The organism is Streptomyces sp. NPDC054872 (assembly GCF_053610705.1).
Genome location: NZ_JBSGYY010000022.1, coordinates 48,668 through 70,820 on the forward strand (window position 1 = coordinate 48,668; position 22,153 = coordinate 70,820).

16 protein-coding genes and 1 pseudogene are annotated in these 22,153 nt (G+C 70.9%); 9 read left to right on the forward strand and 8 right to left on the reverse strand.

From position 1 onward, the window contains the following. Nucleotides 1–2 precede the first annotated feature (2 nt). From ACWGIH_RS25455 to ACWGIH_RS25480, 6 genes are all read left to right on the forward strand, one after another. Complete coding sequence (locus tag ACWGIH_RS25455) at nucleotides 3–857, forward strand: DUF6807 domain-containing protein (protein WP_453446456.1); 855 nt, start codon at nucleotides 3–5, stop codon at nucleotides 855–857. Then, nucleotides 854–2,395, forward strand: coding sequence for a family 43 glycosylhydrolase (locus ACWGIH_RS25460; protein ID WP_453446454.1), 1,542 nt, complete (start codon nucleotides 854–856; stop codon nucleotides 2,393–2,395). Before ACWGIH_RS25455 ends, ACWGIH_RS25460 begins: the two co-directional genes overlap by 4 nt. Before the next feature lie 67 nt (nucleotides 2,396–2,462). Further along, the gene (locus tag ACWGIH_RS25465) at nucleotides 2,463–3,827 is read left to right on the forward strand and encodes an ABC transporter substrate-binding protein (RefSeq protein ID WP_453446452.1); all 1,365 of its coding nucleotides are present in this window, start codon (nucleotides 2,463–2,465) and stop codon (nucleotides 3,825–3,827) included. Further along, on the forward strand, nucleotides 3,824–4,636 hold the full coding sequence (locus tag ACWGIH_RS25470; protein ID WP_453446450.1) for a rhamnogalacturonan acetylesterase: 813 nt from the start codon (nucleotides 3,824–3,826) through the stop codon (nucleotides 4,634–4,636). The genes ACWGIH_RS25465 and ACWGIH_RS25470 overlap by 4 nt, the downstream gene beginning before the upstream one ends. Nucleotide 4,637: 1 nt before the next feature. Then, a complete protein-coding gene (locus ACWGIH_RS25475; protein ID WP_453446448.1) occupies nucleotides 4,638–5,930 on the forward strand; it encodes a pectate lyase family protein in 1,293 nt (430 codons plus the stop codon). 74 nt (nucleotides 5,931–6,004) lie between these two features. After that, nucleotides 6,005–7,117, forward strand: coding sequence for a pectinesterase family protein (locus tag ACWGIH_RS25480; RefSeq protein ID WP_453446446.1), 1,113 nt, complete (start codon nucleotides 6,005–6,007; stop codon nucleotides 7,115–7,117). Here ACWGIH_RS25480 and ACWGIH_RS25485 read toward each other — a convergent pair. Both ACWGIH_RS25485 and ACWGIH_RS25490 read right to left on the reverse strand, forming a co-directional pair. Further along, nucleotides 7,078–8,808: an ABC transporter ATP-binding protein gene (locus ACWGIH_RS25485; protein WP_453446444.1), complete on the reverse strand. Its 1,731-nt coding sequence runs from the start codon at nucleotides 8,806–8,808 to the stop codon at nucleotides 7,078–7,080. The two genes, ACWGIH_RS25480 and ACWGIH_RS25485, sit on opposite strands and share 40 nt — an antisense overlap. Beyond that, a complete protein-coding gene (locus tag ACWGIH_RS25490; RefSeq protein WP_453446442.1) occupies nucleotides 8,805–10,574 on the reverse strand; it encodes an ABC transporter ATP-binding protein in 1,770 nt (589 codons plus the stop codon). Before ACWGIH_RS25490 ends, ACWGIH_RS25485 begins: the two co-directional genes overlap by 4 nt. A 219-nt stretch (nucleotides 10,575–10,793) precedes the next feature. Between ACWGIH_RS25490 and ACWGIH_RS25495 the strand changes: the two genes are divergently transcribed. Then, complete coding sequence (locus ACWGIH_RS25495; RefSeq protein WP_453446440.1) at nucleotides 10,794–11,486, forward strand: TetR/AcrR family transcriptional regulator; 693 nt, start codon at nucleotides 10,794–10,796, stop codon at nucleotides 11,484–11,486. 64 nt (nucleotides 11,487–11,550) lie between these two features. Here the strand turns inward: ACWGIH_RS25495 and ACWGIH_RS25500 are convergent, their stop codons facing one another. The 3 genes from ACWGIH_RS25500 to ACWGIH_RS25510 all read right to left on the reverse strand — a co-directional run bounded on the left by ACWGIH_RS25500 (nucleotide 11,551) and on the right by ACWGIH_RS25510 (nucleotide 13,897). Continuing rightward, nucleotides 11,551–12,393: a pectate lyase gene (locus ACWGIH_RS25500; protein ID WP_453446438.1), complete on the reverse strand. Its 843-nt coding sequence runs from the start codon at nucleotides 12,391–12,393 to the stop codon at nucleotides 11,551–11,553. Nucleotides 12,394–12,488: 95 nt separating this feature from the next. Then, nucleotides 12,489–13,364, reverse strand: a complete 876-nt coding sequence (locus ACWGIH_RS25505; protein WP_453446437.1) for a hypothetical protein — start codon at nucleotides 13,362–13,364, stop codon at nucleotides 12,489–12,491. After that, the gene (locus tag ACWGIH_RS25510) at nucleotides 13,364–13,897 is read right to left on the reverse strand and encodes a SigE family RNA polymerase sigma factor (RefSeq protein ID WP_453446435.1); all 534 of its coding nucleotides are present in this window, start codon (nucleotides 13,895–13,897) and stop codon (nucleotides 13,364–13,366) included. The genes ACWGIH_RS25505 and ACWGIH_RS25510 overlap by 1 nt, the downstream gene beginning before the upstream one ends. A 277-nt stretch (nucleotides 13,898–14,174) precedes the next feature. Here ACWGIH_RS25510 and ACWGIH_RS25515 point away from each other — a divergent pair, with 277 nt between their 5' ends. Both ACWGIH_RS25515 and ACWGIH_RS25520 read left to right on the forward strand, forming a co-directional pair. Next, a complete protein-coding gene (locus ACWGIH_RS25515) occupies nucleotides 14,175–16,091 on the forward strand; it encodes a rhamnogalacturonan lyase (protein ID WP_453446433.1) in 1,917 nt (638 codons plus the stop codon). Nucleotides 16,092–16,207: 116 nt separating this feature from the next. Further along, on the forward strand, nucleotides 16,208–16,333 hold the full coding sequence (locus tag ACWGIH_RS25520; RefSeq protein ID WP_453446431.1) for a hypothetical protein: 126 nt from the start codon (nucleotides 16,208–16,210) through the stop codon (nucleotides 16,331–16,333). Nucleotides 16,334–16,354: 21 nt separating this feature from the next. On the opposite strand, the gene ACWGIH_RS25525 is transcribed toward ACWGIH_RS25520, so the two are convergent. The 3 genes and pseudogenes from ACWGIH_RS25525 to ACWGIH_RS25535 form a co-directional block, all read right to left on the reverse strand. Further along, entirely contained in the window at nucleotides 16,355–17,368 is a 1,014-nt protein-coding gene (locus tag ACWGIH_RS25525) for a LacI family DNA-binding transcriptional regulator (protein ID WP_453446429.1), read from the reverse strand. 119 nt (nucleotides 17,369–17,487) lie between these two features. After that, nucleotides 17,488–19,779 (reverse strand): xyloglucanase, encoded by a 2,292-nt coding sequence (locus ACWGIH_RS25530; protein WP_453446427.1) that lies wholly within the window; start codon nucleotides 19,777–19,779, stop codon nucleotides 17,488–17,490. Between the two features lie 8 nt (nucleotides 19,780–19,787). Continuing rightward, nucleotides 19,788–21,671, reverse strand: a pseudogene (locus ACWGIH_RS25535) (glycoside hydrolase family 48 protein); the annotation flags it as partial. Nucleotides 21,672–22,153: the final 482 nt, after the last annotated feature.

Below are 22,153 nucleotides of genomic sequence, written 5' to 3' on the forward strand. Positions count from 1 at the left end.
CCATGAACAGAATCGCGACCGACACCGCGCTCATGCTGCGCTGCTCGGGCCGCCCCGTCGGCCGCTACGTCATCCACCCCTCGGCGGGCCCGCGCCTTGCACCCCGCCCCTATCTCCACCCCGTCCGCACTTTCGGCGGCCTCCCCGTCACCGAGTACGGTCCGGCCGACCATCCGCACCACCTCGGCGTGGGCGTCGCCGTGCCCGACGCGGCGGGCCGCAACTTCTGGGGCGGGCGCACGTACGTCCGCGACCAGGGGCCCACCGAGCTCGACAACCACGGCGAACAGCGCCATCTGGAGTTCAAGCTGCGCGACCCCGACGGGTTCGTCGAGGAGATCGGCTGGCTCGACGGTGAGTGCGAGCTGCTGCGCGAGCGCCGGACCGTCGCCGTCACGCCCCTCACCCCGTCCGCCTGGGCCCTCGACTTCACGTTCTCCCTCACCAACCCGGCCGCTGCGGAGATCTCGATCGGCAGCCCCGCCACCAACGGCCGCCCCGGCGCGGCCTACGGGGGCTTCTTCTGGCGCGCCCCCAAGGAGACGCGGCCCCCCGAGGTGTTCACCGCGGACACCGACGGCGAGGCCGCCGCCCACGGCGCGACGGCCGACTGGGTGGCCCTCTCCGGTCAGGGCTGGACGCTCGTCTTCGCCGGGGCCACGCCCGACACGCGGCGAGACCCGTGGTTCGTGCGGACCGCGGAGTATCCCGGCGTCGGCTCCTCGCTCGCACACACGCGGCGCCTGCCGATCGGCCCCGGCGAGACCGTCGTACGCCGTGTCATCACCGTCGTCTCCGACGGCCGCCCGAGCCGGACCGAGGCCGCGGGGCTCGTCCGCAAGGCGGTGACGGCGTGAACGCGCCCCTCACCGGCCGCACAGGTGACCTGGGCGACGGGACCTATCGCAACCCCGTCCTCGCCGCCGACTGGTCCGACCCCGACGTCGTCCGGGTCGGCGACGACTTCTACCTCACCGCGTCCAGCTTCGGGCGCGCCCCGGGGCTGCCGCTCCTGCACTCCCGCGACCTGGTGAACTGGACCCTGATCGGGCACGCCCTCGAGCACCTCGAACCCGCGGAGTCGTTCGCCGCGCCACGGCACGACTGCGGGGTGTGGGCGCCGTCGATCAGGCACCACCAGGGACGGTTCTGGATCTTCTGGGGCGACCCGGACCACGGCATCTACCAGGTCAACTCCCCTGACATTCGCGGGCCTTGGAGCGCGCCGCACCTCGTCAAGGCGGGCAAGGGCCTCATCGACGCCTGCCCGCTGTGGGACGAGGAGCGCGGCGAGGCCTACCTCGTGCACGCCTGGGCCAGGTCGCGCTCCGGGATCAAGAACCGGCTCACTGGTCACCGCATGAGCCCTGACGGCCGTGAACTCCTCGACGAGGGCCGGGTGCTGATCGACGCCGACCGGCTGCCCGGCTGGTTCACGCTGGAGGGCCCCAAGCTGTACCGCCACGACGGCTGGTTCTGGATCCTCGCCCCCGCCGGCGGGGTGGGGACCGGCTGGCAGGGCGCCTTCCGCTCCCGGACCTTCCACGGGCCCTACGAGGAGCGGATCGTCCTGGAGCAGGGCGACACCGGCGTCAACGGCCCGCACCAGGGCGGCTGGGTGCGCACCCCGTCCGGTGACGACTGGTTCCTGCACTTCCAGCAGCGCGGCGCTTACGGCAGGGTCGTCCACCTCCAGCCGATGTGCTGGGGCACCGACGGCTGGCCGGTGATCGGTGACGGCGGCGCCCCGGTCGCCGTGCACAAGAAGCCCGACCTGCCCGCGCAGCCCGTGTCCGCCCCCGCCACCGACGACGACTTCCCCGGCGGACGGCACGGCCGCCAGTGGCAGTGGTCGGCCAACCCCCTTGAGGGGTGGGCGACTTCGCACGGATCGGACGGCCTGCGGCTGACGTGCGTCAGGTCCGTGGAAGCCGACGACCTGCGCCGCCTGCCCCACGTCCTGACCCAGCGCCTTCCGCTCACGCCGTGCACCGTCGAGGTCGGGCTCCGGCTCGACGGCTCCGCGGCCGGCGCCAGGGCCGGGCTCGCCGTGCTCGGCGACGCCTTCGCCTGGATCGGCCTCGAACGCGACGACGACGGCACGGTCCGCCTCGTCCACCGGTTCGCGGAGCCGGTGGCGGAACACGAGCGTGACGCCGCGTACCCGCGCCTCGCCCCCGACGGCACCGCACGGCTGCGGATCGACGTCGCGGAGGGCGCCCGCTGCCGTTTCTCCGCCGACACCGGCGACGGTTTCCGCCCCTCGGGCCAGGTTTTCACCGCGACTCCATGGCGATGGGTGGGCGCACTGCTCGGCCTGTTCGCCACGGCCCCCACAGGACGGAACGGGGCCGGGACAGCCCTGTTCACGCACTTCCGGATCACCACCCACTGAATCCGGACCGCACCCCCTGACCCCACATCACCTCGCACCACCCGTAATCCGACGAAGAGAGCCGACCATGAACCTCACCATCCGCGGAAACAGAAGCGGAAACAGAAGCAGAAGCCGTCGCGCGGTGGCCGCCGTCGCCTTCACCGCCGCGTTCGCGCTGACCGCCACCGCCTGCGGCGACGACGGCAGCGGGGCGGGCGGAGACAAGGGCAAGGAGGGCTCCGGCAAGGGCGAGATCACCTTCTGGGACAACAACGGCGGTGTCCGCACCGACGTCTGGAAGGAGATCATCAAGGACTTCGAGGCGAAGAACCCGGACATCGACGTCAAGTACGTGCCGATCCCCGCCGAGAGCGTCCAGTCCAAGTACGACACCGCGATCCAGGGCGGCGGCCTGCCCGACGTCGGCGGCGTCGGTGCCGCGATGCTCGCCGGGATCTCCGCGCAGAACGCCCTGGAGCCGCTGGACGACCGGCTCGCCGGCAGCTCCCTCGAGGGCAAGCTGAACCCGAGCATGGTGGACAGCGTCCGGGCGGCGGGCGGCGGCAACCGGCTCTTCACGGTGCCGACGTCGGCGAGCAACGGCGTCCTGTACTACCGCACCGACCTGTTCAAGGCCGCGGGCCTGGAGGCCCCCACCAACTGGAGCAAGTTCTACAAGGCGGCCGACAAGCTGACGGCCAAGGGCGAGAACAAGTTCGGGTACACCATCCGCGGCGGCGAGGGTTCCATCGCGCAGGCGCTCGACGCGGCCTACGGCCAGTCCGGCATCGGGTCGTTCTGGGACGGCGAGAAGACCACCGTCAACGACCCGAAGAACGTGAAGGCGCTGGAGAAGTACGTCGCGCTCTACAAGAAGAACACCCCCGCGGCCGACGTCAACAACGACTTCAAGAAGATGAACGCCCAGTGGGACACGGGCCAGATCGGCATGCTCAGCCACAACCTCGGCTCCTACACGGACCACGTGAAGGCGCTCGGTGAGGGCAAGTTCCGTGGCCTGCCCAACCCGACGACCGACGAGGGCATCCGCGTCCAGGTCTCCAACCCCGTCGACGGGCTCGGCCTGTTCAAGTCCAGCAAGAAGAAGGCGGCGGCCTGGAAGTTCATCGAGTTCGCCGCCTCGCACGAGGCCAACAGCAAGTGGAACAAGTCCGCGGGCGCCATCCCCGCCAACACCGCGGCGTCCAAGGACGCCTGGGTGAACGAGGCCGAGCCCACGAAGCTGGCCGCCGCCGCGCTCAACGACGGCTCCCTGAAGATCGTGCAGCTGCCGTACTACCTGCCCGACTGGAACACCATCAGCAAGGCCGACAACGAGCCGAACTACCAGAAGGTCCTGCTCGGCAAGATGTCCGCGAAGGACTTCCTCGACACCCTCGCCGAGCAGCTCAACAAGGCTCAGGCCGAGTGGAACGAACAGAACAAGTGACAGCGCGCCCCGCGCACGGCGTCGGCCGACGCCGTGCGGTCGCGGCCCTCGCGAGCCTTCCGCTCGCGGCGGCCGCGGCCCCGGCGGCGTTCGCCCGCCCGGCGGGTCCCGGGCCCACCCTCTACATCGCCTCGGACTCCACCGCCGCACAGAAGTACACGGACGCGGCACCCGAGACCGGCTGGGGCATGGCCCTCCCCTTCTTCCTGCGGGACGGGCTGCGGGTCTCCAACCATGCGATGAACGGCCGGAGTTCGAAGAGTTTCGTCGACGAGGGCCGGCTCGCGGTGATCCTGGAGGCGATCCGGCCCGGCGACCGACTCCTGATCCAGTTCGCGCACAACGACGAGAAGAGCGCCGACCCGACGCGCTACACCGAGCCCTGGTCGACGTACCAGGCCTACCTCAGGCAGTACGTCGACGGGGCGCGGTCCCGTGGCGCGCGGCCGGTCCTGGTGACCGCCGTGGAGCGCAGGAAGTTCGACGCGGACGGCGTCGCCCTGCCCACCCACGGCGAGTATCCGGCGGCGATGCGCGCGCTCGCCGCGGCCGACGGCGTGCCGCTGCTCGACGTGCAGGCCCGGTCCATCGCGCTGTGGCAGAAGCTCGGCGTCGAGGGGACCAAGACGTACTTCAACTGGACCGCCACCGAGCAGGACAACACGCACTTCAATCCGCCGGGCGCGATCGAAGTGGCCCGCCTGGTGGCGGCCGGGCTGCTGCACCACAAGGTGCTCGCGCCGCGGGACGTGCGGCGGCTCGACGCCGCGATACCCCCATCCTGGATCACCTGGCCGGAAGGACCGTGACATGAGGACGACGAGCATGGCCGCACGCAGATCCCTCGCAACGCTCGCCGGGTGCACCGCCCTGGTGGTGGCGGTCACCAGTGCCCCGGCCTCGGCCGCCGGCGCCCGGCACGGCGTACTGCCGCCCCGCGACGGGTGGGCGTCGGCCGACGGCGGGACCACCGGCGGCGCCGGTGCCGACGCGGCACACACCTACACCGTCACCACCTGGGAGCAACTGCGGGCCGCACTCGCGGACGACGCGGGCGCTCCCCGGATCATCAAGGTCAAGGGCACGCTGAACGCCACGGCCGCGGGCTGCGCCGCGTTCGAGGCCGATGGCTACGACTTCGACCGCTATCTCGCCGACTACGACCCCGCCGTGTGGGGGCGTGACACGCCGGTCAGCGGTGCGCAGGAGGATCTGCGGGCGGCGTCGGCGACGCGGCAGGCCGCGGCGATCAAGGCGTACGTCCCCGCCGACACGACCATCGTGGGCGTCGGCAGGAACGCCGGGATCGTCGGCGGCAGCCTGCAGATCCAGGGTGTGGACGACGTGGTCGTCCGCAATCTCACCCTGGAGAGCCCGCTGGACTGCTTCCCCCAGTGGGACCCCACCGACGGGGACCGGGGGGCCTGGAACTCCGAGTACGACAGCATGGTCGTGTACGGCTCGACGCATGTGTGGGTGGATCACAACACGTTCACCGACGGCGAGCACCCCGACAGTTCACTGCCGTCCTACTACGGCGAGATCTACCAGCAGCACGACGGCGAGCTGGACGTCGTACGCGGCGCGGATCTGGTCACCGCGTCCTGGAACGTCTTCGCCGACCACGACAAGACCCTGATGATCGGCAACAGCGACAGCGCGGGCGCCACCGACCGCGGCAAGCTGCGGGTCACCCTGCACCACAACGTGTTCAGGGACATCGTCGAGCGTGCGCCGCGCGTCCGCTTCGGTCAGGTCGACGCCTACAACAACCACTACGTGGTCCCCGCGGGCGGCTACCAGTACTCGTTCGGCATCGGTCAGGAGTCGCAACTCGTCGCCCAGAAGAACGCGTTCACGCTCCCGCGCGGGGTCAGCGCCGCGAAGATCCTCAAGAAGTGGAAGGAGGCGCCGGTCACCGCCGACGCCAACTACGTCAACGGGAAGCGCGTCGATCTCATCGCCGTGCACAACGCGGAGCTGCCGGAGGAGACCCTCCAGTCGGGTGCGGGCTGGACGCCGAGCCTCCGGACGCGGGTGGACGACCCGCGCGCACTGCCGGGGCTGCTCGCGCGTCTCGCGGGCGCGGGCAAGCGCCTCTGACCCGCCTCACCTCCCTTCATCTCCCCTCACCTCCCCCGCCACCTCCTCACCGACCGCAAGGCGAAGGAGCAGCCATGCCCTCGCACCACTCCCCTGTCCGCCTCACCTCCCCTGTCGGCAGGCGTACGTTGCTCACCGCGGGCGCGGGCGCCGGGGCCGCTCTGACCCTCGGCGGCACGCGGCCCGCCCGCGCCGACGAGCGCCGCCCCGCCCGCCGGACGCTGTACGTCGACCCGGCGGGCGGCGGCGACCACACCACGGTCCAGGCCGCGGTGGACGCCGCCTCCGGTCCTGGGTGGACACTGGTCCTCGCCGCGGGCACGTACCGCGAGACGGTGACCGTTCCCGAGACGAGCACGGAACTCACGCTCGTCGGCGCGAGCGGCGACCCGCGCGACACCGTCATCGTGTACGACAACGCCGCGGGGACCCCGAAGCCCGACGGGTCCGGCACCTACGGCACCAGCGGCTCGGCCACCACGACCGTGCGGGCAGCCGGATTCACCGCCCACGCGATCACGTTCGCCAACGACTGGCTGCGCGCCGACCACCCCGAGTACACCGGAACGCAGGCCGTCGCCCTCAAGGTCATGGGCGACCGCTCGGCGTTCTTCCGCTGCCGGTTCCTGGGCCACCAGGACACCCTCTACGCCGACACCGTCGACCTGGGCGCCTTCGCCCGCCAGTACTTCCGCGACTGCTATGTCGAGGGCGACGTCGACTTCGTCTTCGGCCGGGCCACCGCCGTCTTCGAGCGCTGCCGCTTTCACACGCTCACCCGGGGCGACCTGGCGGCGGCTCCGTACGGCTTCGTCTTCGCGCCGTCCACCGCCGTGGCCAACCCGCGCGGCTACCTCGTCATCCGCGGCCGGGTGACGAGTGACGCCCCGAACGCGTACTACAAGCTGGCCCGCCCCTGGGTCCCCAGCTCCGACACCACGGCCCGCCCCATGCTCACGGTGCGCGACACCCACCTGGGGCCCGGGATCGACGCGGTGGCCCCGTACGCGAACATGCGTGACGCCCACCCCTGGCAGGCCCAGCGGTTCGCGGAGTACCGCAACACGGGCCCGGGCGCGCACATCACGGTCGCGGGCAACCGTCCCCAACTCACCCGCACCCAGGCCCAGTTCGCGTCGCGTTCCGCCTACCTGAGGGACTGGACGCCGACCCGAGGGGGCCGCTGAGCGATGTTCCAGAAGTCGGCGTAGCGGCCGTCTCGGCTCAGCAGTTCGTCGTGACTGCCCTGCTCCACGATCCGGCCGCCGTCCAGGAACACGACGTGATCGGCGCGCCGGACGGTCCGCATGCGATGGGCGACCATCACGACCGTCCGGCCCGCCATCAGACGCTCGACTCCCTCGTGGACGGCGGCCTCGTTCGCCGGGTCCAGAGCGGAGGTCACCTCGTCGAGCAGCACGATGGGCGCGTCCTTCAGGAGTGCCCGTGCGATCGAGACGCGCTGGCGTTCACCGCCCGACAGCCTCGCGCCGCCCTCGCCGACATGGGCTTCCCACCCGCCGGGCAGCCGCTCGATCACCTCGTCCAGGTGTGCGGCGGTGGCCGCCGCACGGACCTCGGCCTCCTCGGCGTCGGGCCGGCCGACGCGGATGTTCTCCTCGATGGTGCCGTCGAAGAGGTACACGTCCTGGAAGACGACGGCGATCCGCGCCATGAGCACCTCCGTGTCGATGGAGCGTACGTCCACGCCTCCCACGCGGACCGCGCCCGCGTCCACGTCGTGGAACCGGGCGAGCAGTTGCAGCAGGGTGCTCTTGCCCGCGCCCGATGGCCCGACGACGGCGATCCGCCGTCCCCGCGGCACGGAAAGCGACAGGTCGTCGAAGACGGTACGCTCCGCGCGGCGGAAGGTGACGGAGTCGAACTCCAGGTCGTGGCCCTTCGGTTGGACCGGTTCGGCGGGCTCCGGCAGTGGCTCGGTGCGCAGGAGCGCGTCGAGTTTCACCAGCACGGAGCGCGCGCCGCGGAGCCTGCCCCCGATGTCCGACAGGGACAGGAGCGGATCGGCGCAGCGCGCCGCGAGCACCAGGATGGTGAGGATCTGCGCCACACCGGTGTCGCCGTCGAGGGCGAGGTAGGCGCCGAGGACGAGCAGCCCGGTGAACAGCGCCTGCACCGTGAGCGTCAGGCCCACCGCGCCGGGCAACGCCGAGAGCGTGGAGCGGCGCGATGCCCACTCGACGTCCCGGAGCGAGTCGTCGAGCAGCCGGAAGCGTTCGGCCGTGCGGCCACCGGCCCGCAGCACCGGCTGGGCCTGGAGGTACTCGATGACCCGTGCGGTGGACTCCTCGTCGCGCGCGGCCCGCTCCGCGTCGCCTGCCGCCGTCGAGCGTGCCGTCCAGATCTGGATCGCGGCCACGATCGGTACGGCGGCCAGCGCGGCAAGTCCCATCTGCCAGTTGAAGGCCAGCATCACGGCGACGATCGTCAGCGGCGTCACGCTCGCGGAGATGAACGGTGCGAGCAGATGCGCGATCACGCTCATCGCCTGTAGCACCCCGCGGCCCGCCAGGACGGACACCTCCCCGAGGCGGCCCGCTTCGTACCAGCCGATGGGCAGTCGGGCGAGGTGATCGCCGAGCCGGTGGTACATGCCGCGCAGCAGCGTGGTCCCGACCTGGAATCCTGACAGGGCGCTGACGTAGCGCAGGACCGCGTAGAGCGCGATCGCGGCGCCGAACGCGGCCAGCCAGGGCCAGGAGTCCTCGGGCGTACTGCCGAAGAGGGCGCGCAGCACCGGCACGAGCAGCGCGTAGGACAGGCCCTCGGCCATCGCGGTCGCGGTCATCAGGGCCACGGTGCGTCGCACGGGCCGGGCGTACTCGCGTCCCAGGACGCGCAGGAGCAGGCGGATCATCGGGGCTCGTCTCCTTGCGCCACGCCAACGCGGGCTTCGGCCCCATCCACGGGGGTCGGTCGGTGAGATTGCCGGAACGCGGCGAACCGGCCGTCCCGTGCGAGCAGTTCGGCGGGGCTCCCGCGCTCGACGACCGCCCCGTTGTCCAGCATCACCACGGTGTCGGCGTCGGTGATGGTCTCCGGGCGATGGGCGATGACCAGGATGGTCCGCTCGCCCTTCAGGGTCGCGAGGGCTTCGCGCACCGCCAGTTCGGTCTGCGGGTCGGCGAAGGCGGTCGCCTCGTCGAGCACCAGGACGGGCGTGTCGGCGAGGAGGGCGCGTGCGAGCGAGATGCGCTGCGCCTCGCCGCCCGAGAGCCCGGCGTCCTCCCCGATCACCGACTCGTATCCGCGCGGCAATGCGAGGATCCGGTCGTGGATGTTCGCGAGACGGGCGGCGCGCATCACGTCCTCGCGGTCGGCGTGCGGCACGGCGAGCGCGATGTTGTCCGCTATCGAGGCACGCAGCAGGGAGACGTCCTGGAAGACGAAGGACACCAGGCGGTAGAGCTCCTGGCCGCCGAGTTCGCGCAGGTCGACGCCGCCGATGACGACCGATCCGTGCGTGGGGTCGAAGAACCGCGGCAACAGCTGTACCAGCGTGGACTTGCCGCTTCCCGACGGCCCGACGAGCGCGGTGACCGTCCCCGGCTCAAGGACCAGGTCGATCCCGCGCAGCACCTCGTGACCGGCCTCGTACCCGAAGCGGATGTCGCGCAGTTCCACCCGGTGCCCCCGTGGGATGACCGGGTGTGCGGGCTCCGGCAGCGGCCGTACGTCCAGCACGTCCCGGATACGGCCGACCGCGCGCCGGGCGGCCTGCGTCTCGTCGAAGCCGTGGCCGAGCGCCGCCACCGGGGCGGTCAGGCCGAGGCCGAGCAGCAGGAAGGGCAGCAGGTCGGCGGGGGCCAGGCCGCCGCCGGTGATGCGCACGGCGCCGCCGATCAGGACGACGAGCAGGACGAACGGCGGTGACAGCACCAGCTGCATGGCCGCGGCGATCCGGGAGATGCCGTGCACCCAGCGGTTGAAGGTCCCGACGAAGTCGTCGGTGGCGTCGAGGAACTTGCGGTGGGCGCGCCCGGAACCTCCGAACGTCTTGACCACCGCGATGCCCTGCACGAACTCGACGACGGAGCTGGAGATCCGTCCCATGGCCGCGTCGAAGTCCTCCTGTTCGCGCAGCCGGGTCGGTGTCATCATCAGCGGCACCAGCGCCACCGCGAGCACCACGGGTATCAAGGTGATCAGGGTCAGCCGCCAGTCGACGGTGAACAGGTAGATCAGCGACACCAGCGGCACCACGAACGCGGAGACGAGCTCGCCGGGAGTGTGGGCGACGAACGGGTGGACGGCGCCGACGTCCTCCCCCACCACCTTGGCCAGCTCACCGGTACGGCGCCGGGAGAGCCAGCCGATCGGCACGCGGCCAAGGTGCGCGGCCAGTTGCCGACGGAACGCCAATTGCACCCGGCCGTCCACGACATGGCCGATCCCGGACGACGCGGCCGTGAACAGCAGCCGGACGAACAGCCCGGCCGCGCCGACGCCGACGACGCTCCAGACATGGCCGCGGTCGACGGGGTCCGGCCCCAGCAGGGTCCGGCCCAGTTCGACGACCGCCAGCAGTGGCGCAAGGCCCGCGACGGCGCCGATGACCTGCAGAAGCACCACGGCGGCGAAACTCCCGGCGTGCGGGCGCAGCAGCCGTGTCATGCCGCTCATCGCTCCCCCGCCACTGCCGGCGGGGCGGCGCGCAGCAGCCCTGAACTCCCCGTACGTCTCGCTCTGTTCGTCATCACAGTCCCCGTCCCTCGGCCCTGCTCCCCGACTTTCCGAACGCGTTCCGAAAGTAGCATCGAGGGTGCCCTCTGTCGACCTCGAAAGGGGGTGGGCCCCGCACCGGCCGCACGGCGGAGGACGACGGGACGGCATGATGGGGCCATGCCCGCATCGCCCCGCTCTCCCGCACCGCAGGGCCGCACCGGCCGCCCGCCCGTGACGTCCCGTACGCAGATCCTGACGGCGGCCCGCGGTCTGATCGACCGGGACGGCTGGGAGAAGCTGACCATCCGCAGGCTCGCCGCCGAGCTCGGCATCGGCGCGACGACCCTGTACCACCACATCCAGAGCAAGGACGATCTCCTGCTCCTGCTCCTCAATCACCACGTCGCCCAGATCGAGCGCCCCCCGCTGCCCGACGACCCGAGGGAGCGCATCGTCGTGGCCACCACCGCGCTGCACAACGCGCTCACCGCCTGGCCATGGGCCGCGGAAATCCTGTCCGCCGACGGTTTCGTCGGTCTCCTGGACGAGTCGGCGATGTGGATGGTCGAAGCCATCGTGGCCGGAGCCGACGACCACGGGTGCACGCCCGAGCAGAGCGTCGACGTCTTCCGCAGCCTCTGGTACTACACCGTCGGCGAGGTGCTCGTCCGCGCCCACTCCGCCCGCCGGCACGCCGCCGGCCGGCCCTTCGCCTACCGCGACGACCTGGACCCGTCCCAGGTGCCCCACCTGGCGGCCATCGGCGTCCGCTGGGCCGCGCTCGCCGCGCGGGACATCTACCCCCAGGGTCTTCGCACGTTCGTCGACGGGTTGCTCGCACAGGCCACGTCCCCGGCACCGTCACGGTGATGACGCGTGGGAGAAGACGCGGCCTCCAGCGACCGGCCGGTCGCTGGAGGCCCGGGCCTCGCGCCTACTGGTAACTGATGTCCGACGCGCTGTACTTGCAGTACGTGCCGTCAGGGCCGCTGCCCGTCTCCGTGGGCTCGTCGCCCGAGCTGTTGCCGGTGTAGCGGATACAGGGCTTGATCTTCTTGCTGGAGTCGCCGTGGATGCGGATCTTGCTGAAGGTCGCCGTGTCCCCGTAGTTGGTGTTGATGCCGACCAGGGACTTGCCGGGCGCGGTCACGTCCACGTCGTTGACGGTGATCGTGCGCTTGTACTGCTTGGAGCAGTTGCCGCAGGAGCGGACCAGCTTGCCGAAGTCCGAGACCTGGAAGCCGCTGATGTTCAGCTTGCCCGCGCCGTTGAACTGGAGGACCTTGTCGTCGGCCTTCTTCGCGCCGCCACCGGTGACGTTGTACGTCGAGCCGGACGAGGTGCCCTTGAAAGTGGCCGCGTCCTCGCCGACGTCCTCCCACCACACGTTCTGGATGGTGCAGCTGCCCGAGCAGTGCACGCCGTCGGCGGCGGGCTTGCCGAGCACGACGTTCTTCAGGACCGCGCCGTCCTTCAGCTTGAAGATCGGGTCCTGGCCCTCCTCCTGGCCGTCGCCGCCGAGGTCTCCGCTGCCGTAGAAGCGCTGGAGTCCGCCGTCGTAGGTGCCGGACACCTCGATGGTCTTGGTGACGGGCTTGTCGCCGGTGGGGGTCGGCCAGGCGGCAGCCGCGGTCGCCGCTCCCGCCGGGGAGAGCAGCGCGTTGGCGCCGAGGGTGGCGCCGGTCAGCAGGAGAGCGCCGCCCGCCGCGCCCATGGCACGGCGGCGGGTGAGGCGGCGCTTGCGGCTCTTGCGCAGTTCGGCTCGTTGCGTGGTCATGGGGACCGCTCTTTCGCTGGGGGGATGACCTTGCGTCTGCTGGTCTCCGCCCGGGTGCGGAAGGTTGCCGGGGTGCGCGAGATTTCTGCGGGGTCCTATGACGTGCGGGCGAAGTCGCCCCGTACGGCGGCCTTCTGGCCGGACGCGGTGGCCTCCGCCGCATAGGTGTCCTCGCCGGCGTCCCTGCCGCCTTCGGCGTGGTTGTACTGGCCCGCGAAGACGTGTTCGCCCTCCGGAACGGTCCGGCCCGCCTTCAGCGTCCAGCGGTAGACCAGCTCACCGCCCTCCTCGCGTACGGAGACGGTGAAGTCGTCGGCGGGCAGGGAGCGCCAGTTGCCCGTGTCGGTGACGCCGCCGGTCTGCGCGACACGCAGCTCGACACTGAGCGCGGTGAGGGGTTTGCCGGTCTTGAAGGTGAGGGTGCTCTGCGCCCAGAAATCGTTGCTCTGCGGGTCGACGGAGCCGTCGCTCCAGAGGTAATCGTCCTCGACGCTCTCGGCGTCCGACGCCAGGCGCCGCGTGGAGGGCGGCGGATCGGACTTCCTCGGCGGCCGTTTCGTGTCCGGGCCCTCGTCCTTGCCGGGTGTGCCCTTCGTGGCCTTGCCCGACGGCTGGGCGGGCTCCGCCGGCGAACTGGGGCCTGCGTTCTCGTCGTCCGGCGCGGAAGCGGAGGGGCTCGGCCCGGCCGGCGAATCGGGGGCGGCGGGCGTGCCCACGGTGCTCGGCGGCGGCTCCTCGCCCTGGACGACCGAGGCGACGGCGTAGCCGCCGAGCGCGAAGACCCCGGCCACGGCGGCGGTCGCGCCCGCGATCCGCAGCCAGGGGGCGGGCCGGCGCAGCCTGCCCGGGGCGGAGGCACCGAGGTCGACGGCGTCACGCTCCATGCCGCGCTCGACGCGGGCGAGCATGCGTTCCCTGTCGGGGCGGTGCTCGGCCGCGGCATCGCGCAGCTGCTTGCGTACGTCGTCCATCACTGCCTCCCTCCCACGAGTTGCGAAGCGGCCCGCTCGCCCAGGAGCCGTTGCAGCTCCGCCATTCCCTTGGACGTCTGGCTCTTCACCGTACCGACCGATATCCCGAGGGTGAGCGCGCAGTCCTTCTCCGACAGGTCGAAGGCGTGCCGCAGGACCACACAGGCCCGCTTACGGAACGGCAGCGTACGCAACGCCTCCTGGACGTCGACGACAGCGGGTACGTCGGGGTCGTCGACGCCCTCCGTGCGCTGCCCCCAGAACAGGGCCACCCTGCGGCGTTCCCGCACGGCGCTGCGGATGCGGCTGCGGGCCATGTTGGCGACGACACCACGGGCGTAGGCGGCGGGGTGGTCGGCTGCCCTGACACGGTCCCAGCGGTTCCAGAGGGCGACAAGGGCGTCGGCCGCCAGATCGTCCGCGGCGTCCTTCTCACCGGTCAGCATGTGTGCCAAGCGCGCGAGTTCGTTGTAGTGCCGCTCGAAGAAGTCGTGGAACTCCGCGGCGGCGGCGTCATCGACGGCTGTCCCCACGGGTGACCTCTTTCTGTGCTTGCGCGGCTCTGCCCGCGCGCTGGGTGGCCCCCGTGCCGCCGAAGCGCGGTGCGCGAGCATAGCAACGTCTGTGCGAGAGATCGAACAACGTCCGCAATCCCAGGCAGATCTGAGCCATCCAGGCCCTGACCGAATCCTCCGCGTCGGACCACCGGAATCCCGGAACCGCGGTCGAAGGATGCGTACGAGCGGCAACCTTCCGCACGCTCCGCGGCGACTCATCCCAGGCACTGTCCCTCTCCCCGCAGGAGCACCCATGCCCGCGTACTCCATGGCCGAGCACCCGCACCCCGATCGACACCGCCGCAGGGGCCGAAGAGCGCACCGGGCCCGCGGCCGGATCCTGGTCACCGCCGTCGTCGCGGGCGCGCTCGCCGCGGGAGGGCTCATCGCCCTGTCGTCGACCTCGTCCGCGGCCACCACCCGCCAGGCCGAAGCCCTCGACCGGGGCGTGGTCAGCGTGCACACCGACGCCGGGAACCTGGTCAGCTGGCGCTGGCTCGGCACCGATGACGACGACGTGGCCTTCAACGTCTACCGAGGCGGCACGAAGGTCAACGCGTCCCCGGTCACCGGCTCGACGAACTACTTCCACGCGGGCGCCCCGAACAGCGCCGACTACACCGTGCGCGCGGTGGTCGACGGCACCGAACAGGGCGACTCCGTGCACGCGGTGCAGTTCCGCGCCGGGTACAAGGACGTGCCGATCACGCCGCCCGCCGGAGGCACGACCCCGGACGGCGTGGCGTACACCTACGAGGCGAACGACGCGTCCGTGGGTGACCTCGACGGGGACGGCGCGCTGGACTTCGTACTGAAGTGGCAGCCCACCAACGCCAAGGACAACTCGCAGTCCGGCTACACCGGCAACACGATCCTCGACGGGATCAAGCTGGACGGCACCCGGCTGTGGCGGATCGACCTGGGCCGCAACATCCGCTCGGGCGCGCACTACACGCAGTTCCAGGTGTACGACTACGACGGCGACGGCAGGGCCGAGGTCGCCACGAAGACGGCGGACGGCACGAAGGACGGCGCGGGCAAGGTGATCGGCAGCTCCTCGGCCGACCACCGCAACTCCGGCGGTTACGTCCTTGCCGGGCCCGAGTACCTGACCATGTTCGACGGCCGCTCCGGCGCCGCGCTCGACACGGTCGACTACGTTCCGGCGCGGGGCAACGTCGCGGGCTGGGGCGACAGTTACGGCAACCGCGTGGACCGCTTCCTCGCCGGGACCGCGTATCTCGACGGCAGCAGGCCCTCCCTGATCATGGCGCGCGGCTACTACACGCGGTCCGTCATCGCCGCCTGGGACTGGCGGGGTGGAGCCTTCACCCGGCGCTGGACCTTCGACACCAACTCCTCGACCAACACCGGCAAAGGCTACGACGGCCAGGGCAACCACAGCCTGTCGGTCGCGGACGTCGACGACGACGGCAAGGACGAGATCGTCTACGGCGCGATGACCGTCGACGACAACGGCAACGGCCTGTGGACGACCAAGCTCGGGCACGGCGACGCCGGGCACATCGGCGACCTCGACCCCTCGCGCACGGGCCTGGAGTACTTCAAGGTCTCCGAGGACAGTTCCAAGCCGGGCTCCTGGATGGCGGACGCCCGCACGGGCCAGCGCCTGTGGACCACGGCGTCCGGCTCCGACAACGGCCGGGGCGTGTCCGCCGACGTCTACGCCGGTTCGGCGGGCGCCGAGTCCTGGTCAGCGGCCGACAGCACCCTGCGCTCGCCGTCCGGGGCATCGGTCGGCCGCGAGCCGTCCAGCGTCAACTTCGTGAACTGGTGGGACGGCGACACCACCCGCGAACTCCTCGACGGCACCCGCATCGACAAGTACGGCACGGGCGGCGAGACCCGGCTCCTGACCGGGGCGTCCGTCGCCTCCAACAACGGCACGAAGGCGACGCCCGCGCTCTCCGGCGACATCCTCGGCGACTGGCGCGAGGAGGTCGTGTGGCGCACGTCGGACAACAAGGCGCTGCGGATCTACTCCACTCCGCACGAGACGAGCACGAAGATCACCACCCTGCTGCACGACATCCAGTACCGCACGGCGCTGGCCTGGCAGAACACGGCCTACAACCAGCCCCCGCACCCGAGCTTCTTCATCGGCTCGGGCATGGCGAAGGCACCGCGCCCGGTGGTGTCCACTCCCTGACAGCAGTACGCCCCGCGCGGGACATCACCAGGGATGTCCCGCGCGGGGCGCGCGTGACGGGATGACTGTCATCTCCCCGGTCGCGAGGGCCGCGGGCGTGCGGAATGATGTCTTCGATGCAGATCGCCCTGTACCTCCCCGGCTCCGGCACCCTCCCCCGCTGGGTGCAGATCACGGTCGGCGTCGTGATCCTCGGCCTGATCGTCGCCCGCCTGTGGCTGCACTTCCGGCGCCGACGGTAGGCCTGCCGCTCCCGCCCGCCGTCAGCCCTTCGCCGGGGCCGGTCCCGAACTGCTTCGCACCGTCAACTCCGGTGCCAGCAGGACGACTTCGTCCACGTCCTGCCCCCGCAGCTTCGCGACGACGCGCTCCACCGCCTGGCGCCCCATCTCCTGCGCGGGGATGGCCACGGAGGTGAGTCGCACCGACGCCTGGGTGGCCACCTGGTCGGGGCAGACGGCGATGACGGAGACGTCTTCCGGTATGGCGCGGCCCTGCTGGCGCAGGAGGCTCAGGAGCGGTTCGACGGCCGATTCGTTCTGCACGACGAACCCCGTGGTGCCGGGGCGTTCGTCGGAGATCCGGGCCAGGGTCGCGGCGAGCGCGTCGTAGGTCCCCTCGCAGGGCCGGTGCAGCACCCGCACGCCGAGCTCCCCGGCCCGCGTGCGCAGCCCTTCCAGGGTGCGCTCGGCGAACCCGGTGTGCCGCTCGTACACCGCGGGCGCCTCGCCGATCACGGCGATCTCCCGGTGGCCGAGCCCCGAGAGGTGCTCCACGCACTGGGCGCCGGTCGCCATGAAGTCCAGGTCGACGCAGGTCAGGCCCGTGGGGTCGGCGGGGAGGCCGATGAGGACCGTGGGCCGGTCGGCCCCGCGGATCAGCGGAAGCCGTTCGTCGTGCAGCTCCACGTCCATCAGGATCATGGCGTCGGCGAGCGCGCTGCCCTCGATGCGGCGGACCGCCTCGGGGCCCTCCTCGCCGGTCAGGAGCAGCACGTCGTACCCGTGGGTGCGTGCGGTGGTGGCGACGGCGATGGCTATCTCCATCATCACCGGCACGTACATGTCGGTGCGCAGCGGGACCATCAGGGCGATGATGTTGGAGCGGCTGCTGGCCAGGGCGCGGGCGCCGGCGTTCGGGTGGTAGCCGAGCTCGCGGATGGAGCGCTCGACGCGGTCCTTGGTGGAGGCGGAGATGGAGCGCTTGCCGCTGAGTACGTAGCTCACCGTGCTGGCCGAGACTCCGGCGTGGTGGGCTACCTCGGCAAGGGTGACCATGCGGCTCTCCTGGTCTGGTCTGGAGGCGGTGGCGAAGCGCTTCGACGTGGGGCCTTCTTGACCCTAGAGGGACACCCATGCGCTGTCCAGAGATCTGTCGAAGCGCTTCGACTGGTCGCTCAGCGGCGGGAGTTGTCCCCGTAAACGATGCCACGCCCGTTCGTGGCCACGTACACCCGCCCATAGATCCGGGGATCGCCGGTGATGGCCGCTCCGGTCCAGCCCCACTGATGCGCGTCGTCGTTGACACGTACCCAGCTCTTACCGGCGTCGGTGGAGCGGAAGATGCCGCGCACCCCGTCGATCTTCGCGCTGGTGAAGAGCGTCTGGTGGCCGGAGCCCGGGGCGGCCTTTCCGAAGCCGATCGTGTCGGCCTCCTCGACGCCCCGGACGCGGGTGAAGCTCGCGCCGAAGTCCTCCGAGTGCCACAGGCCGTACGTCCCTCCGGCCTTGCCGCCAGCGAGCCAGATGTCCCCCGCCTCTCCCGGAACGGCCTTGAAACGCGCCGCTCCTTCGGCCGGCAGACCGGTGGACTCCTTCGCGGTGAAGGTCGCCCCACCGTCCCTGCTGACGTAGAACGTGCCGGACTTGAAGCCGTAGAACGTCGTCGGGTCGGCCCGGTCGGACTCGACGACGGCGCCCTGCGGGATGCCGGTGGCCGCCGTCCACGAGGCCCCCCGGTCGCCACTGGTGTGCACGCCCGCGCCGTCCGGGCTCCACACGAAACGGCTGCCGTCGGCCGCCGCGGCGACCGTGCCGCCGCCCGAGACCCCCGCAGGCTCCTTGCCCGCGGCCCACGTGGCTCCGTTGTCGTCGGAGAAGGCGATACGCGGCCCGCTGTCGAGCTGGCCGACACGCACCACGGTGTCCGGGTCGGACTCGGCGTGATCGATGCTCGTCGTGGTGGTGAAGTTGGGCTCGGTGTACATCAGGGGCGGCACCTTGGTGATGTCCGTGTGCCGGAAGCCGCCGATGTCGCCGAGCGCGCTGAGCAGTGGCGCACCGGAGGCAGGCGCCGCGAGGTCGTTGACGGCTGTCTCCTCGAGGCCCTTGACCATCGGGGTGACGGTGAACTTGCCGCCGCTGTCCCACTGTCGGAGGTTCCTGGTGCCGTAGACGGTGGCCCCGGTGCCATACATCATCCGGTCGGAGTCGAAGGGGTCGATCTCCAGGGCCTCGGTCATCCAGCCCAGTTTCGGGGCCTGTTCGGGCGGTGCGGGGTTCGCGCCCCAGGACAGCCAGGGCACGGACGAGATGTCCATGGTGTAGCGGTTGGTGCGCTCGGGATAGGCGCCGTAGTTCCAGGCGCCGGTCCAGCTGCCGCCGCTGTCGGTGGAGCGGAAGATCTGGGTGTCCGGGAACCAGGAGCTGTAGCCGGTGACCATCACGGTGCCCGGGCGCTGCCGGTCGACGCTCAGTCCGCTGTATCCGTAGTAGGTGTCGGCGTCGGTGGCGGGGCTGATGTTCTTCCACTCACCGGTACGGGTCGCGTACCGCCACACCTGGCCCTTGCCTCCGTCGTAGGGGCCGCCCTTGTCGCTGTAGGCGAGGTAGAGGTAGCCGTTCTCCGCGTCGAGCACGCCCTTGTGGGCGAGGAGTCCGGTGGGCTGGCCCGCGAGCCGGGTCCAGGTGGCGCCCGCGTCCGTCGAGCGGTAGACGGCGTTGTCCTTGTCGGCGACGCCCACGTAGAGGGTCTTGGTGCGCGCGCCGGACGCCCCCGTTGACTCGTCGAAGGTGACCCAGGCGATGCCCTGGTTGTCGGAGGCGTAGCCGGTCGTGTCCGAGGGGTCCTGCTGGTAGTTGCCGGGGTTGGGGAACGCGGTCACCTCCGACCAACTGGCCCCGGAGTCGGTGGAGCGCCACAGGCCGTGGCCACTCGGTGCCCCCAGGTACAGCACGCGGTTGTCGTGCGGGTCGACGGCGAGCCGTTCGCCCATGCCGCGGCCCGGCATGTTGCCACCGAGCTTGAAGGGCAGGTCGGCCTTCTTCCAGGTCTCGCCCCGGTCGGCCGAGCGCAGGACGGCCCCCTTTCCGGGGTCCCAGTCGTTGGTGTACGTCCCGACGGCTGCGTACACCTTGTCCGGTTCGACGCTGTCGGACGCGATGCTGACGACCCCGGTGTGGCCCCAGTCGTCCCAGCCCACGGAGTCGAGCAGCGGGGTCCAGGACCGGGACTTCTCCTGCCAGCGGTAGGCGCCGCCGATGTCGGTGCGCGCGTAGGCCAGGTTCTTCTGCGCCCGGTTGAAGACGATGCCGGGGACGAAGCCGCCGCCGTCGATGCGCACGTTCTTCCAGGTGTACGGGGCTGATGACTTCTCCTTGGCGTCGTCGGCGCCGGAGGACGGGGCGGCCACGAGCAGCAGGCCCGGGATCAGGCCGAGGGCGCCGAGCAGTTTCCCGGCGCGCGTCATCCGGCCGGTCACCGCGACCCCGGATTCGGTTCGAGGAGCTCCGCGTAGGCGCCCATGGCCAGCGCGATGTCCACCTGCGCCCAGAAGCGGTGGTAGGTGAACTGCGGGGCCGCTCCCCCGGCGAGATACGCCTCGACCTTCGGCCAGTCCGGGTCGTCGCGGTAGAAGGAGCGTATAGAGGTGAAGTCGGACCCGGAGTTGATGGTGTCGCCGTTCGGCATGGTGCCGGTCCAGCCGCCGGGGACGTACACCGCGTCGTCGAAACGGCTGTAGTCGGCGCGGGTCTCGGGCACCGCGATGCCGAGGGGGTCCCGGTGGTGCTGCCACATGCCGTCCAGGAGGGCCTTGGCCGTGCCGGCGGCCTCGGTGTGGCCGGTGGCGGCGGCGTAGTACGTGAGGGTCTTGGCGTAGGCGCCGGCCACACCCACGTCATTGGTGCGGTCGACCACGGAGACATGAAGTCCCGCGTTGGCGCCGGGACTTGTGGGGTTCCAGGTGTCGGGCTGGCCGGACCACTTCAGCGTCGAGGGGAAGGTGTAGGAGCCGTCGGCGGCGATCTTCGTCTCGGAGAGGGCCCACTTCACCCACTGGTCCATGACGGTCTTCGCGGCGGGGTCGTCGGTCTCGTGGAGGTACTCGGCGACGCGCTCCATCGACCAGGCCTGGAAGCCGAACCACTGGTTGGACGGCGGGTCGTGGTAGACGGGCTGCTCGTCGTAGGCCATGCCGTAGAAGGTGGGGGTGCCGGCCGGCGGTTTCGCGTAACGGCCCTGCCAGCTGTTGGTGGCGCCGCCCGCGATGGCGCCCTCGGCGGACTGCAGCCAGCGGTAGAACTCGATCTGCCGGGTCAGGCTCTTGGCCCAGTCCGCCTTGCCCGAGGCCGACTTGGGGGCGAGCGGGGCGTAGGCGCTGAGGGCGAAGGCGGCCAGGGGGTTCTGGTAGCCGCCGTGGTTGTGGCTCGATCCGATGCGCCAGGCCCAGCCCGCGGACGTGTCGGTGGCGCCGCCCCAGGCGTAGTACCAGGACAGCAGGTAGTGCGAGCTGTTCTTGCCGCTGCCCGGCGCGCAGCCGGACGGGTCGGTGCAGTCGCCGATGGTCTTGAAGTACTTGTCGAAGAGGGCGTAGCGCAGGTAGTCGCCCATCTTGGCCGCCTTGGCGACCGTTGCCGCGACCTCGGACTCCTTGCCCTGGGCCGAGGCCCAGACGTGCGCCCAGTAGGCGGCTTGCACCGCGCGGGCGTCGGCGTCGGGTGCGTTGGTGTACTTCCACTGCTTGGCGTAGGACGCGTCGCCGGTGAACAGGTCGAGGTAGCCGTTCCTGCCGCCGTGCTCGAACTCGTCGCGGGTGGGGTGCGGGACGGTCTCCCAGACCGACTCCTGGGAGCCGCGCTGGAAGGTGTTGATGTAGACGGGACCGGCGGAGTCGCCGCCGTAGCCGTAGACGTCGTCGACGTCCTGGAGCCAGTGCATGCCGTAGATGTCGTCGGTGCCGTAGGCGCTCCTCAGCTCGGCGGCGATCGGGTCGGCGCCTGCCTGGATGGCGGGGTCGAGCCGGGCGGGGTACTGGGACGGCTGGTCGTGTTCGGGAGCGTACGTGGCTGGTTTCGCCGCATTGTAGAAACTGTTCGTCGGCTGGTCGGCATGGGACGGGATCATGAATTTCTCCATGGTTTCCCAGGCCGCGTTGAAACGTATCCAGTCGCCGCTGACCTTGCCGTACATGGCCTGCAGCCAGAGCAGATAGCTGTATGCCTCGGATGTCGTCTCGTGCCCGTGGTCGGGGGCTTCGACAATGAGGGTTTCGACGGAGTGGTAGGGAATGCCGTCCGGCGAGAAATAGCCGTTCGCGGTATCGGTGATCTTCGCGTACAGGTCGAGGAAGCGCTGTTCGTACTCGGTGGCCGAGGGGGCGGCATGAGCGCTGTGAGCTGCGGGGTTGAGTGCCACGATGACCGGCGCCAGCGCGGCTCCGGCGCCGAGAGCAAGCAGGTTGCGGCGGCTGATTTCCGGTCTGGAGGGGCCGGGTCGGGGAGATGGGGGGAATGCGGACATGAGGGAGGATCTCCTGACGGCTCGATGGGGGCGAGCTCCGCACAGGGAGCTGAGTAACCAGTGAGAGCACAAGTGGGAGCACAAGTGGGAGCGCTCCCAAAATTCAGCCGGACGGGCCCGATGTCAAGAGCCCGCACACGAAAGGGAGTTGTCGAATGAATTCGACAGAGGCGATCCGAAGAATCTGAGGAACCCGGCAACCTTTCTGTTCTCGGCGGCGACTCACTGCCAGCTTCCACGGCACCAGTGGGAGCGATTCCGGTTCAATCCGAGGAGTCGCTCATGGCCCGTCCCGCACCTCTGTGCGCCGCACTCTTGCCGTG

What these genes read in the sequence shown, in the direction of transcription:
- ACWGIH_RS25515 (WP_453446433.1), top strand. Translation starts at nt 14,175, where the DNA reads ATGCCCGCGTACTCCATGGCCGAGCACCCGCACCCCGATCGACACCGC.
- ACWGIH_RS25490 (WP_453446442.1), bottom strand. Translation starts at nt 10,574, where the DNA reads ATGAGCGGCATGACACGGCTGCTGCGCCCGCACGCCGGGAGTTTCGCC.
- ACWGIH_RS25525 (WP_453446429.1), bottom strand. Translation starts at nt 17,368, where the DNA reads ATGGTCACCCTTGCCGAGGTAGCCCACCACGCCGGAGTCTCGGCCAGC.
- ACWGIH_RS25480 (WP_453446446.1), top strand. Translation starts at nt 6,005, where the DNA reads ATGCCCTCGCACCACTCCCCTGTCCGCCTCACCTCCCCTGTCGGCAGG.
- ACWGIH_RS25485 (WP_453446444.1), bottom strand. Translation starts at nt 8,808, where the DNA reads ATGATCCGCCTGCTCCTGCGCGTCCTGGGACGCGAGTACGCCCGGCCC.
- ACWGIH_RS25465 (WP_453446452.1), top strand. Translation starts at nt 2,463, where the DNA reads ATGAACCTCACCATCCGCGGAAACAGAAGCGGAAACAGAAGCAGAAGC.
- ACWGIH_RS25475 (WP_453446448.1), top strand. Translation starts at nt 4,638, where the DNA reads ATGAGGACGACGAGCATGGCCGCACGCAGATCCCTCGCAACGCTCGCC.
- ACWGIH_RS25520 (WP_453446431.1), top strand. Translation starts at nt 16,208, where the DNA reads ATGCAGATCGCCCTGTACCTCCCCGGCTCCGGCACCCTCCCCCGCTGG.
- ACWGIH_RS25530 (WP_453446427.1), bottom strand. Translation starts at nt 19,779, where the DNA reads ATGACGCGCGCCGGGAAACTGCTCGGCGCCCTCGGCCTGATCCCGGGC.
- ACWGIH_RS25495 (WP_453446440.1), top strand. Translation starts at nt 10,794, where the DNA reads ATGCCCGCATCGCCCCGCTCTCCCGCACCGCAGGGCCGCACCGGCCGC.
- ACWGIH_RS25500 (WP_453446438.1), bottom strand. Translation starts at nt 12,393, where the DNA reads ATGACCACGCAACGAGCCGAACTGCGCAAGAGCCGCAAGCGCCGCCTC.
- ACWGIH_RS25455 (WP_453446456.1), top strand. Translation starts at nt 3, where the DNA reads ATGAACAGAATCGCGACCGACACCGCGCTCATGCTGCGCTGCTCGGGC.
- ACWGIH_RS25505 (WP_453446437.1), bottom strand. Translation starts at nt 13,364, where the DNA reads ATGGACGACGTACGCAAGCAGCTGCGCGATGCCGCGGCCGAGCACCGC.